At 71.2% G+C, this 12661-nt stretch carries 10 protein-coding genes; all 10 read left to right on the top strand.

Going from position 1 to position 12661, the window contains the following annotated elements:
• Positions 1-736 precede the first annotated feature (736 nt).
• The 10 genes from EIZ45_RS14430 to EIZ45_RS14385 are packed head-to-tail and all read left to right on the top strand — an operon-like array spanning position 737 to position 12658.
• Positions 737-1657, top strand: a complete 921-nt coding sequence (locus tag EIZ45_RS14430) for a TauD/TfdA family dioxygenase (RefSeq protein ID WP_167756447.1) — start codon at positions 737-739, stop codon at positions 1655-1657.
• Positions 1654-2814, top strand: a complete 1161-nt coding sequence (locus EIZ45_RS14425) for a glycerate kinase (RefSeq protein WP_134662770.1) — start codon at positions 1654-1656, stop codon at positions 2812-2814. Before EIZ45_RS14430 ends, EIZ45_RS14425 begins: the two co-directional genes overlap by 4 nt.
• A complete protein-coding gene (locus EIZ45_RS14420; protein WP_167756446.1) occupies positions 2811-3893 on the top strand; it encodes an Ldh family oxidoreductase in 1083 nt (360 codons plus the stop codon). The genes EIZ45_RS14425 and EIZ45_RS14420 overlap by 4 nt, the downstream gene beginning before the upstream one ends.
• Positions 3890-5002 (top strand): pyridoxal phosphate-dependent aminotransferase, encoded by a 1113-nt coding sequence (locus EIZ45_RS14415; RefSeq protein WP_134662769.1) that lies wholly within the window; start codon positions 3890-3892, stop codon positions 5000-5002. The genes EIZ45_RS14420 and EIZ45_RS14415 overlap by 4 nt, the downstream gene beginning before the upstream one ends.
• Positions 4999-5889, top strand: a complete 891-nt coding sequence (locus EIZ45_RS14410) for an isocitrate lyase/phosphoenolpyruvate mutase family protein (protein ID WP_205669892.1) — start codon at positions 4999-5001, stop codon at positions 5887-5889. Before EIZ45_RS14415 ends, EIZ45_RS14410 begins: the two co-directional genes overlap by 4 nt.
• Entirely contained in the window at positions 5886-6992 is a 1107-nt protein-coding gene (locus EIZ45_RS14405; RefSeq protein WP_158714384.1) for a thiamine pyrophosphate-dependent enzyme, read from the top strand. Before EIZ45_RS14410 ends, EIZ45_RS14405 begins: the two co-directional genes overlap by 4 nt.
• Positions 6989-8179: an iron-containing alcohol dehydrogenase gene (locus tag EIZ45_RS14400; RefSeq protein WP_167756445.1), complete on the top strand. Its 1191-nt coding sequence runs from the start codon at positions 6989-6991 to the stop codon at positions 8177-8179. Before EIZ45_RS14405 ends, EIZ45_RS14400 begins: the two co-directional genes overlap by 4 nt.
• Positions 8161-10245 (top strand): aminotransferase class V-fold PLP-dependent enzyme, encoded by a 2085-nt coding sequence (locus EIZ45_RS14395; protein ID WP_134662767.1) that lies wholly within the window; start codon positions 8161-8163, stop codon positions 10243-10245. The genes EIZ45_RS14400 and EIZ45_RS14395 overlap by 19 nt, the downstream gene beginning before the upstream one ends.
• Positions 10242-11435, top strand: coding sequence for a GNAT family N-acetyltransferase (locus EIZ45_RS14390; protein ID WP_167756444.1), 1194 nt, complete (start codon positions 10242-10244; stop codon positions 11433-11435). The genes EIZ45_RS14395 and EIZ45_RS14390 overlap by 4 nt, the downstream gene beginning before the upstream one ends.
• Positions 11435-12658, top strand: coding sequence for an MFS transporter (locus EIZ45_RS14385; RefSeq protein ID WP_134662765.1), 1224 nt, complete (start codon positions 11435-11437; stop codon positions 12656-12658). Before EIZ45_RS14390 ends, EIZ45_RS14385 begins: the two co-directional genes overlap by 1 nt.
• The last annotated feature ends 3 nt before the right edge of the window (positions 12659-12661 follow it).

Genomic DNA, 12661 nt, shown 5'->3' with positions numbered 1-12661 from the left:
GCCGCGTCAACGCGAGTAGTCCGCCCCGGCCACCTCGAGCAAGCGAATCGCTCCGCCCATGCTGTTGCCGGGCCCGGTCGACCCGCCGTTGCGCGGGCAGCAAGGCCCGAGAACGCAGCGGATTACTTGACCTATTAGCCGGTTCTGCGCTGTTTGCGCTCTTTGGTCACGATCATTTTCCTGAATAGTGTGCAAGTGGAACACCAACTGGTCGGCCGGCCGATCGGCAACTCCGGGGCGGGGCGCGGCCGTGCAGCGATGTTGTTTGCCGCTGCTTAGCTTTTGCGGAATCTGAAGTTCGATGCGCTCAATGCTGGGAAAATCGCACTGCCGTCCGCGGTGTTACGCCCGGAATGTCAGCCTGTGACCATTGGTGCCGCTGATCTTTCCCGTATCGAGCGGTGCGTCTGCCCGGCAGTCTGTTCGTTAATGATGTTCCGTCCTTTGGGGCAGCGATCGCATCCGCTTGCTGTACGCACCGCGCGCGGAAAAGCGAAACGGGCGCAAAAATTGTCAAAAAACGCAGGAGCCGGTGGCCCGAAAGGAGCAGTACGGTACCCGGCGGACGCGGATGCTGCCTTGACACTCGGACAAGATGACACCTAGACTACATTTTCGTTAATTGCGCACTACTGGGGCAATAAGATCTGGGGAGCACCTTGCCGTGATTCGGCGTTCTGCCGGAGCTTGGCAGTTTTCTGACGGCAGGTGCACAAAACGGACAGAGGGGGATCCGTTGGTCGAGTTTTTGGCAACGCCTCGCGATGCCGCGGGTGCCAGAGCGGAGGTCGACAGCGTCGACAGCTTCGGCGCCTCGCGCGTCCCGCTCGCCGGAGGGCTTCGCGCATTCCTCGTCGCCGACGACGAGGACCCGGCCCCGCACGAGGCGCGCGACGAACTCGCCGCCTTGGTCAGGGAGCACGTCGAGCTTGGCCAGGGAGTGCTGGTCCTGACCGGTTTCCCGCTCGACGACGAGAGGAACAAGGAGGCGCTGGTCCGGTTCACGAGCCTGCTCGGCGAACCGCTCCCGCAGGACGGGGAGGGCAACCTGGTTCGCGAGGTCCGGGACCGCGGAACGGCGATCGGCGAAGGCGCGCGGGCGCGGTATTCGGACTCCCGCTTCGGCGGCAGCCTGCACACGGACGGCGCGGAGGCTCCGCTTCCGGCGCCCGAGTTCTTCACGCTCCTGTGCGTCCGGCAATCCGCGCGGGGCGGAGCACTGGAGTTCGTGCACATTCGCGACCTGGAAGCCGCTCTCGCCTCCCGCGCAGGGGTGACCGCGGCGCTGCGCGAGCCTTTCCATTTCGATCGCAGAGGCGACCAGGCTCCGGGCGAACCGCCGACCACGCGGAAGCCGGTGTTGTTCACTCAGAACGGAAAGTCCGCGATCAGCTATCTTCGCGGTTACATCGAGCGAGGGCACGAGCACCCCGGAATCCCGCCGTTGACCGATCGGCAGCGCGCCGCGCTGGACGAGCTGGACCGGATTGTCGCCTCCGGCGGCCTCGCGAAGACAGGCAAGCTGCGCGAAGGCGAACTCGCCCTGTTCGACAATCTCTCCCTGTTGCACGGGCGCACCGAATTCCAGGACGAACCCGATCACACGCGGCTGCTGCTACGCACGTGGGTCCGCGGGCGCTCCGCCGTGCGCAGATGAGTCCCGATATCCGGGCGGCCGCGCGACGCATCGGCAGCGTGGTCGTCGCTCCGAACTGCCTGCGTGGCTACGCCACGTCCGTCGAGGTCGCCGACGCGCTCGCGGTCGGCGTCCGGCGCGCGCTTCCGCACGCCTCCGTCACCGTGCTGCCGCTCGCCGACGGAGGCGACGGCACGCTGTCCGTGCTGCACGAGGTCCTCGGGGGTCGGTTGATGCCCGTCACCGCCCAGGACGCCTCAGGTCGCGCGCAACGGATTTCCTGGCTGGCACTGGACTCCCGCACCGCTGTGGTGGAGACCGCGTCGATCTGCGGGCTCGGCGGAACGAGCCCGCGGAATCTCCGCCCGCTCGCGGCGAGTTCGGCGGGGGTCGGCACGGTGATCGCACACGCGATCGCCAACGGAGCGAAGACTGTTTTGCTCGCCCTTGGCGGCACGGCCGTCGTCGACGGCGGAGCGGGCGCGCTGCACGCGCTCGGTGCACGGTTTCTCGACTCGGCGGGCAAGCGCGTCGTTCCCGTTCCCTCGACGCTGCGCGAGGCAGCGTTGATCGATCTGGCCCCAGCCCGGCGTCTTCTCGACGGAGTGAGTCTGCGCCTGCTGCCGGACGTCCGCCCGTCGCTGGCGGAGAACCTTGCTTTTTTCGGTGCGCAGAAAGGCATGACCGAGCAGGACCGGCCGATCGCGGCGGGCGCATTGAGCCAGCTCGTCGGCCTGCTCGCGGCAGCAGGCGACGAAGCCGCCCCGGCCCGGTTCCGCAGCGGCTGGTTCGGGGCGGGCGGCGGGATCGGATTCGGACTGGCCGCGGCGGCGACAGCGGAGGCGAAACCCGGGGCGGAGGCACTTCTCGACATGGTGGACAGAACAGGCGCGGTGCGGTCGGCGGATCTCGCCGTCACCGCGGAAGGAAAAGTGGACGAGAGCACCTGGAGGGGCAAACTCCCGGGCACCATAGCCTCCCGGCGCGCCGCGGACGGGCTCCGCACGGGCGTAGTGGCGATCCGGTTCGCCGGCCGCTCTCCGGATCCGCTCATCGCCCACCACCAGGTCGCCGATCCGCCGCCCGCGTCGCCGTTGACCGGCGCCGCGCTGTGGAGCGGGCTGGCCGACGCGGCGGCACGCTCGTGCACGCCGTTCGCGGCGGTGATGCCGTCGTGATCGTGGGAGCCGCCGAACTGCGCGCGTTCGCCGCGACCGCGCTGCGAGCGACGGGAGCGTCCGGTCACGATGCCGACCTGACCGCGGAGGTGCTGGTCGCCGCCGATCTGTCCGGTGTGGACAGTCACGGTGTCGCTCGGCTGCGCCGCTACGTCGAGGGATTGCGGGAAGGCACGATCGACGGACTCGCCTCGCCGGAGGTCGTGCGTGACCACGGCGCGGTCGCCGTGGTCGACGCGCACAACGGGCTCGGACAGCCTGCGTTGTGCTTCGCGATGGACCTGGCCGTCGAACGTGCGAGGGCGCAGGGAGTCGCGGCGGTGGCGGTGCGCCGCTCGAACCACATCGGCATCGCGGGCTGGTACACCGAACGCGCCGCGCGCGCGGGCATGTTCGCGATCGCCACCACCAACGCCACGCCGCAGGTCGCGCCGTCGGGAGCGGGCGAGCCGATGTTCGGCACCGACCCGATCAGCTACGCCGTGCCCAGTACGGACGGCCCGCTGTGTTTCGACGCGGCGACGAGCATCGTGCCGCGCGGCAAGCTCGAACGTCTTCGCCGCGAAGGCAGGCCGATGCGTCCCGGTTGGGCGGTCGGCCCGGACGGCGAATCAGCGACGGACATCCCCGCGGTCGTCGCCGGGCTGAAGGCACGGGCGGGATTCGCGCTCCTCCCGCTCGGCGGCCTCGGCGAGGAATACGGCGGGCACAAAGGATCCGGGCTCGGGTTGCTCGCCGAACTGCTGTGCGGCCCGTTGGCGGGCGCGCGGTGGAGCAAACACACCTACGACGAGAGCGGGGCCGGTCTCGGGCAGTTCGTGCTGTGCCTGGATCTCGGCGCCCTCGGCGAACCGGACGTCGTCGCCGGCGAGGTGCACCGCCTGGCCGCCGAGGTGCGCTCGGCCAGGCCTGCGAATCCGGAAGTCCCGGTGCGCATGCCGGGCGACCGGCGCCGCAGATCGGCGCGACAGCGCGCCGCCGACGGCATCCCGCTGTTGCCGGCGGTGGTAACCGACCTGGCGAAGATCGCGGCCCTCAACGGCATCCGCCCGCTCCAGGCCAAGGACGGCGACGGATGAGCGGGGTGATCGACCTGTCCTCGGGCCAGGTGATCGAGCCGCTGGCCGAACCGGCGTTGAAGGCGCTCGCCGAGACCGTGTCCGCCCGCGAGGTCACCGCTTATGCGGCATCCGGCGGAGAATCGGGTCTGCGCTCCGCCGTCGCCGCGCACTACGCCCGCCGGGTCGGATCCGACGTCGACCCCGAGCAGATCACCGTCACCGCGGGAGCGCGGCACGGGCTCTTCAGCGTCGCCGCGGCTTCGGCGGCCGACGGCGAGATCCTCGTCCCGGAACCCCGGTGGAGCCACTATCCCGAGATGCTGCGGATCGCAGGCGCCCGGCCGGTGCCCGTGCCGGGCGATCCGGCCAACGGCTGGCTGCCGGATCCCGATCGGCTCGAAGCCGCGCGGACCGGGCGGACCAAAGCGGTCGTGGTCAACAGCCCGGTCAACCCGACGGGAGCCGTCTACGACACGGAAACCCTGGCTGCGATCCGCGCGTGGTGCGCACAGCACGGGCTGCTTCTGGTCGTCGACGACATCTACTGGGCCTACGGCGGCGAAGACGCCGGCGGGGTACGGGCCGGTGCGTGCGAGGTCGTGGTCGGCGGAGCTTCGAAGGTGCATGCGCTGGCCGGTCTCCGGGTCGGCTGGGTGTGGGCGGACGCGGCGCTGACGGCGGCGGTGCGGACCATCGTGGAGCACACCACCGGGCCGGTCAGCACCCTGGCGCAGCCCGCGGTCGCCGCGGTTCTCGACCGGCAGCAGGACGCCGTGCCGGATCGGGTGCGCCGGCTGGACGCGTTGCGGGAGCACGCCGTACGGACGATGTCGGCCGTTCCGGCGGTGCGCGTGATCGTCCCGCGCGGCGGTATTTATCTGTGCCTCGACACTTCGGGGCTCGCGAAGGCGCGGCCCGAGTGGCGTGACGACCGGGTGCTGTGCGCGGCGTTGGCCGAGCACGCCGGAGTCCGCCTGCGGCCCGGGTCCACCTTCGGGCTGCCGGGCCATGTCCGGCTCTGTGTCGCGGCGGTGCCTGGCCTCCTGTCGGAGGCCGCTGGCCGCCTGTCGGAATTCCTGGGGACGGCTGCAATCGGAGCAGCCGGAAAGAGCGAAGGACTGCGATGACAACAGAAACTGCGAACCTGATCGAGGCGCCCGGTGCGCGGGCGGCCATGCTGCGGCGCGCGTTCGCCGAGAAAAAGCTTCTCCGGGTGGCAGGCGCGCACGACGGCCTCAGCGCCCGGTTGGCCGCCGAAGCCGGGTTCGACGCCATCTGGGCGTCCGGGCTGGAGATCTCGGCGGCGCACGGGCTTCCGGACGTCAGCCTTCTCGGCATGGCCGAATTCCTCGCCGGCGCGGCCACGATGCAACGGTCGGTGGCCGTCCCGGTGGTGGCGGACTGCGACACCGGATTCGGCGGAAACCTCAACGCCGCGTACACAATGATGTGCTACGAGGACACCGGGGTCGCCGCGGTCTGCATAGAGGACAAGGTGTTCCCGAAGCGAAACAGCTTCGTCGACGCCGGACAGCAGCTTCTCGAGGCCGAAGAGTTCGGGCAGAAGCTGACGACCGCGAAGCAGGCCCAGCGACACCCGGACACGGTCCTCATCGCCAGGACAGAGGCGTTCATCTGCGGCCTCGGGGTCGATGAGGCGCTCCGCCGCTGCCATCACTACGTCGACGTCGGCGCCGACGCGGTGCTGGTGCACTCGAAGGCCGTCGATTCGGCGGAAGTCATCGCCTTCATGGACCGGTGGCGGCATCGGGCGCCGGTGGTGGTCGTGCCCACCACCTACGCGCGGTTCTCGGTCCAAGAGGCGAACGACGCCGGCATCGCCATGGTGATCTACGCGAACCAGGGAATGCGGGCGACAGTACGGGCGGTACGCGACGCTTGGGCGACCGTGCTCGCCGAGGGGTCCACCACCGGCATCGAACCGCATATCGCTTCGGTGAAAGAGATCTTCGACCTGTCCGGCATGAACCAGTGGCTGGGCAGGGACCGTTGAGCGGGGTACTGGCGGCCGAGGCGTTCGTCCGCGAACTGCGCGCCTACGGCACCCGCCGGGTGACGGGCGTCCCGTGCGGTCATCTCGCCGGGCCCTGGACGCTCTTCGACCGTGCGGGCGAACTGACCCCGGCCGCGTCCGAGGGCGCCGCGCTGGCGCTGGCCGCGGGCTGGGAACTCGCCGGGGAGCAGGCCGCGGTGCTGTGCCAGAACTCGGGATTCGGCAACCTGGTCAACCCGTTGACCTCGCTCGTGCTGCCCTACCGCGTCCCGGTGCTGGTGGTGATGACGCTGCGCGGCTGGCCGGACCCCGGCGAGGACGAGGCCCAGCACGCGGTGATGGGCTCGGCCACCCTTCCGATGCTCGCCGGCTTCGGCATTCCGCACGCGGTGCTCCGGCCGGACGGACTCGGCGAAGCGCTCGACGACGCGGCTCGAGCGCGTGCCAAGAACGACCCGTTCTTCCTTTTGGTGCCGAGGAAATCGATCGGGAAGGCGGCGGAGAAGGAACCGGTGCGGGGGTCCGGGCTGACCCGGGCGGCCGCGGTCGCCGCCTTGTTCGACCAGTTGACCGACGAACTGCTGGTCACCACGACCGGCTATCTGTCGCGGCAGGCTCATCACGAGCGGGACCGGCCGGAGACGTTCTACATGCAGGGTTCGATGGGGCACGCCGCGGCCATCGGGCTGGGCCTGGCGACCGCGCGCCCAGGACGCCGCGTGGTGGTGCTCGACGGCGACGGCGCTTTCCTCATGCATCTCGGCACCGGAAGCACCGTCGCCGCTTCCGGTGCCGCGCAACTGGTGCATGTGGTGGTGGACAACGGATGTTACGAATCCACCGGCTGCCAGCGCAGTACCTCGGCGGGGCTCGATTGGGACTCCCTTGGCCGGGGGCTCGGGTACCGCACGGTCCTGACGTGCGACGACGAAAGGACGCTCACCCCCAAGGTGCGCGCCGCCCTGTCCGCGCCGGGTCCGGTGCTGTGCGTCCTCAAGGCCATGCCGACGCCGGACGAGGTGCACCCGAGGGCGTCCGCGGCCATGAGCCTCGACGCGGTCGCAGAACGGTTCCGCGGCGCGGCTGCTGGGCAGGCGTCGTGACAGCGGCTGCCGAGCCGAGCGTCCCGGTGATCGCCGGGAGGGGTGTGTCCGGCAGGCTCGCCGAGCTCGCGGGGCTTGGCTGGGCAGGCACGCTCGTGGTCGCCAGCAGGGGCACCGTGCGACGGCTCGGGCTGGCGCGCCGGCTGCCGCCCGGCACCCGCGTCTTCTCCGGATTCCGGCCGAATCCGACGTTCGACGAGGCGGTGGCTGCGGCCGGGGCGAGGGCGGACTGCGGCGCCACCTTGGTGGTCGGCGTGGGCGGCGGCTCTTCGCTCGACATCGCCAAGGCGGCCCGGGCGTTGCCTCCCGAACCCTCGGCGGCCGCGGAGGTGCTCGAGGGACGCCGCGCTCCGCTCGACGGAGCCAGGCTGGTGCTGGTCCCGACGACCGCGGGCTCGGGCAGCGAGGTCACCCGGTTCGCGACTCTGTACCGGGGGAACCGCAAGGTTTCGCTCGACGACGCGGCGGTACGGGCCGACGTCGCGCTGGTCGATCCCGCGCTGACCGACAGTTGTGCGCCCGCGCTCACCTGGAGCTGTGCTTTCGACACGCTCGCGCACGCCGTCGAATCGCTGTGGTCGATCCGCGCGACAGAGCAATCCCGGGACCATGCCGAGGCCGCGCTCGGCAAGGTCATCCCGATCCTGCGCGAGGCGGGCGAGGTTCCCACGGCGGCGGAGCGGGATCTGCTCTGCGAGGCCGCCACCCTGGCTGGACGGGCCATCGACATCACCCGCACCACCGCGGCGCACGCCCTGGCCTATCCGCTCACCGTCCATCTCGGCGTGCCGCACGGCCTCGCTTGTGCGATGCACCTGACCTGGCTGGCCCCGATGGTCGAGCGGGCGGGGCCGGCCGAGATTCCGGACCACCACGATCCGGCGGCGGTCGCCGCAGCGACCGCGAAGCTGCGGCGGCTGCTTCGAGCCGGCGAGCGCGACCTCGGCGCGACGATCCGGTCGCTCATCACCGCCCGCGGCCTGCCGGCGGAGTGCCGCGCCGAAGGCGAACCCGGACTCGCCGGAGTCGTGGTGGAAGAGGGATTGGCTTCGAACCGGGTCAGCGGTACCCCGGTGGTGCTCGACCGGGCGCGCGTCCGTGCCGCGGTCGAGGGCTTGTTGCCTGCCGGATCGAGCGCCGCGGACCGGCGAAGGAAGGGCGATGTCCCATGCGCAACTACCGAATGACCGGCCCCGCGGAAGTGAGCGGGGCGACGCTGGAGGCGATGGCCGCCGAACGGATGATCAGCCATCGCTCGCGGGAGTTTCGCGACCGGCTGGCAGACCTGACGCCGCGGCTGGCGAGGGTGTTCGGCACGACCGCGCCGGTGCTGGTGCTGACCTGCTCCGGCACAGGCGGGCTTGAGGCGGCGGCCGCGTCGGTGCTGCGGCGGGGCGATCGCGTGCTGTCGGTGCGGCAGGGCTACTTCGGCGCGCGTTTCGGCGAGATCGCCGCGTTCCACGGCGCCGAGGTCGACGTCCTGGAATCCGCGTGGGGCGACGTGCCCTCGACCGAGGAGATCCGCGCGAAGGCCGCCGAGGGCTACCAGGCTGTCCTGCTGACGCACAACGAAACCTCGACCGGGGTACTGGCCCCGCTGGAGGAGTGGGCCGCGGCGATCCGTTCGGTCAGCGACTGCCTGATCCTGGTCGACGTCGTGAGCAGTCTGGGCGCTGCCGAGATCGCGTTCGACCGGCTGGGCCTGGACGTCGCCGTCGGGGTGCCCCAGAAGGCACTCGCCTGTCCGCCCGGCCTCGCGCTGGTGGCCGCGTCGGAGCGGGCGCTCGCCCGGGCCGCCGCTCCCGGAGCGGGCAGCTACTACCTCGACCTCGCTCGCGCCGCCGCGCACGCCCGCGAGTCCACCACCACGTACACCCCCAACCTGTCCGTGCTCTTCGCGCTGGAAGCGGCGGTCGGCGAGATCGAGAAAGAGGGCCTGGAAAACGTCTGGTCGCGGCACGCCGAGACGGCGCGCCTCTGCCGGGAGACCTTGCGTGCGCGAGGACTCCTCGTAGTGCCTCCGGAGCCGCTGTGCTCGCCGACGGTCACTGCGGTCCGCCTGCCGGCGCCCACCGCCGAACGGGTTCGCGACACCCTCGCCGCCCGGCACGACGTGTGGGTGTCCTCGGGACGCGGCGCGTGGAAACGCGATGTCCTCCGGATCGGTCACATGGGCCCGGTCGCGCCCGCCGACGTGGCGGCCTGCGCCGAGGCGATCGCCGCCGTCACCACGCCCCGTCGGAGCGCGCCGGGCGGCGGGCGGCGGGAGGTCAGGGTGCTCCGCACCGCCGACGAGCTCGGCCCGGAGTGGGACGAGCTGGCGAAGGATCTCGCCGCGCCGGTGTTCCACACCAGGGCGTTCCTGCGTGCCTACGAACACCATCCGGTGCAGAAGATCGCCCTCCCGCGCTATCTGGAAGTGCGCGACGCCAGCGGCGCGTTGCTGGCCGCCGCCCCCGCCTACCTCCAGGGCGACCCGCTCGGACTGCTCGGCCTGCGCGAAAACGAGCAGGCGTTTCTCTCCCCGATGTGGCACTGCCCCGGTGCGAGAGTGCTCGCGCGCGACGACGAATCCCTGCGGGCGCTGGGCGAAGCGTTCGGCGCGCAGGCAGCGGAGACCGGATGCGCACGATGGGGCTTCATCAATCTCGAGGACGGCACTGACACCGTCCGCGCGCTTGGCGAGCACGGGTTCCAGCGCGAGGAACTCGTGCCGCGGTGGGTGCTGCCGCGCACGCTCGCGCCCGACGGCCCCTCCTACCTGGCCTCGCTCCGTGGCTCGGCCCGGCGCGAACTCGGCAGGCAGCTGCGCCGGGCCGAAGACCAGGGCGCCCGGTGCGAGATCCGTCGAGCCGACCACCCGGACCTTCCCCGATTGATGGAGTTCGTGGCCGCCACCGCCACCCGGGCCGGGTCGCCGCGGTACTACGACCCGGTCAAGCTCGCGGCGTTCCTGCGCGAACTGGGGGAGCCCGTGCGGGTGCTGGAGGTCTGCGACGCCGCCGGCGCGACGCTGGCCGTCGGAGTGAGCTTTCTCGAAGCGGCCCGGCTGCAGTACTGGGCCGCCGGGTACCTGCGCGACCGGCCGGACGTCGCGTTCAGCCCCTATTACCGGATGTGGTGGCAGATGCTGGAACTGATGTGGTCGTCCGGGGTCGAGATCGCGGAATGCGGACGCCTCAACGAACCGTTCAAACGCAAGATGGGCCTGACCCCCCGTCCTCTGGTGGCGCTGACGGGGCCCACGGCATGACCGCGCGCACGCGGGCAACCGGCCGCAGCGCTTTCGAGATCGAGGAGTGCCCGCTTCCCGCCGCGCCGGCGGAATGGGACGATCTGGCGGCCCCGACCGGGATCGGGTTCTACTCGGCCAGGACCTGGAACCTCGCCATGCTCGGGCAGAACGGCGCGGAGGAGCGGGTACTAGTCGTACGGGACGCCGGCGGCGCCCTGCGCGCGATCGTCCCGCTGTTCCGGTACCGCGACGGTCCCGCCAACTCCCACCTCCATCCCGGCACGCTCTTCGGCGGCGCGGACCGGGTGACCGACGAGGCCGCCCGCCGCTGGGAACCGGTGACCGTGGTGGGGAACGCCTCGGGCTACGGAACCGCACCCGTGGTGAACGGCGGGCTGGAGGCATGGGCCGCGGCGGCGGAGTGCGAGGCGGCTGCCGGGGCTGGGACCGCGTTCGCCGCGCACCTGACCGGACCGGACATGACTCGGCTGCGGGAACTGCTGCCCGGCCGGCCGGTATTGCTGACAGCGATGCGGATCTCGGTGCCGGTGCACGCCGATTCGGAGCGGGAGTACGAAGCGGGCCTGCGCAAACGGGACCGCGACCGGGTGCGCTGGGAGCGACGGCTGCTGGCGAGAGGCGGTCGGTCGGTGACCGTCGAGGACATCACCGACGACAACCTCCGCGAGATCGGCGAGCTGCAGGAAAGCACCCAGCGCCGGCACGGCAGCTACGGCGACGCCGACTATTTCGTCGGGCGCTACCGAAAGCTGAAATCGGTCCTCGGCGACGCGCTGTTCGCCTTCGTCTGCCGCCACGAAGGCCGCGCCCTCGGCTACTTCTCCTGCATCCGGCACGGTCGTACGCTGGTCGGCCGCTCCGCGGGGCTCGACTACGACCGGATCGGCGACCACGCCGAGTACTTCAACCTGATGATCCACGAACCGGTCCGGTACTGCCTGCGGAACGGACTGCGCGAACTCGACCTCGGCGTGGCGGGGTACCGGCAGAAACTGCTGCGGGGCGGCGAGCCCGTGCCCGTGTGGTCGATGCTGCTGCGCCCTCCGTCCGGCTGGTCGGACGAGGACGCCGCCCGGCACAACCGGGCCAAGGCGCGGGAACTGCGGGATGAGCTCGGTCCGATGTGCCCTGAGGGGCTGCGGGAACGGCTCGACCGGATCGCCGACGCCGGAAGGGCCGAGCTCTGATGCTGGGCACCCCCGCTTTCCGGTTGCTGCTGGGCGCGCGTGCACTCTCCACCCTGTGCACCGGCTTGGACGTCGTCGTGCTGGCTTGGCTCGTCCTCGCCCTCGGAGGCACCCCGCTGCACCTCGCGGTCATGGCCGCGCTCAACGCGGGCGCGGGAGTGCCCGCCGCGTTCTTCGGGGGACCGCTGATCGACCGATTCTCCCGGCGCGCGGTCACCGTGGCCACCGAACTCGGGCGTGTCCTGCCGCTCGGCGCGATCCCGCTCCTCGCCGGCCTGGGGGAGTTGCGGCCCTGGCACGTGCTGGTAGCGGGCGCGGTGGTCAGCGGCCTGTATTCGCTGTCGTCGGCCAGCTACAGCGCCCTGCTGCCGGAACTGTTCGACCGGACGGGACTCCTGCGGGCGAATGGGGTCTGGCAGGCCGTGTCGCAGGTCGGGGTGTTCATCGGGGCGGGGTTGGGCGGGGCCGCCATTCCGGCTCTCGGCGACACCGCTCCGCTGCTCGTCGGCCTGGCCGGGCGCATACTCACCAGCGGCATGCTCCTGGCGATGCCGTCGCGGCGCACCACCAAACCCGCGACGAAGCGCACGAGCGGGCTGCTGTTCCGCGACATGACCGACGCCTGGCGCGTGCTGGCGTCGCACCGGAGACTGCTGTTGGCGGCCCTCTTCGCCGCGATACCAGGCAGTCTGATCTCCGGCATCAACGCGGTGCTGCCCGCTTTCGTCAAGAACGACAACGGGATGGGCGCCGCCGAGTACGGGCTGATCGACGCGGCTTGGGGCGTCGGCGCGTTCCTCGCGGGGCTGGTGTGCGTGAAGCTTTCCCACGCGCACGACGACCCGCGCTACCACACCGGTTCGCTGCTGCTCACCGGCTGCGCGATGACGCTGCTGGCCACGGCGACGAACCTGCCGTGGTCGATCGCGCTGGCCGCCTTCGTGGGCGGGGCGGCGCTCGGCTCGCTCGTGCTGTTCCGCGCTTATGTCCAGGCCGAAGCACCGCCGGACTACACCGGCCGGATCCTCGCGGTGTCGCAGCTGGTGTTGTCGGCGTTGTGGCTTGCCGTCGCGCTGGGTCTGGGCACGCTGACCCTCGTCCTGTCGGTGCGCATGGTGATCGTCTGCTGGGGCGCCGCGATCATCTGCGGCGGGCTGACGATCCATCTGCTCCTCCGCCGTCACGGCACCAAGGAGGTTTCGCACGCCGAAGGCTCCGACTGAACC

The organism is Amycolatopsis sp. CFH S0740 (assembly GCF_004522315.1).
Lineage (GTDB): Bacteria > Actinomycetota > Actinomycetes > Mycobacteriales > Pseudonocardiaceae > Amycolatopsis > Amycolatopsis nivea.
Note: the sequence above shows the minus strand (reverse complement) of the source record. Positions and strands in the feature narration are given on the sequence as shown.

Bases quoted from the DNA above. Each gene is read 5' to 3' on its own strand.
- EIZ45_RS14425 (WP_134662770.1), top strand. From the start codon at position 1,654: ATGAGTCCCGATATCCGGGCGGCCGCGCGACGCATCGGCAGCGTGGTC.
- EIZ45_RS14415 (WP_134662769.1), top strand. From the start codon at position 3,890: ATGAGCGGGGTGATCGACCTGTCCTCGGGCCAGGTGATCGAGCCGCTG.
- EIZ45_RS14410 (WP_205669892.1), top strand. From the start codon at position 4,999: ATGACAACAGAAACTGCGAACCTGATCGAGGCGCCCGGTGCGCGGGCG.
- EIZ45_RS14395 (WP_134662767.1), top strand. From the start codon at position 8,161: ATGCGCAACTACCGAATGACCGGCCCCGCGGAAGTGAGCGGGGCGACG.
- EIZ45_RS14390 (WP_167756444.1), top strand. From the start codon at position 10,242: ATGACCGCGCGCACGCGGGCAACCGGCCGCAGCGCTTTCGAGATCGAG.
- EIZ45_RS14385 (WP_134662765.1), top strand. From the start codon at position 11,435: ATGCTGGGCACCCCCGCTTTCCGGTTGCTGCTGGGCGCGCGTGCACTC.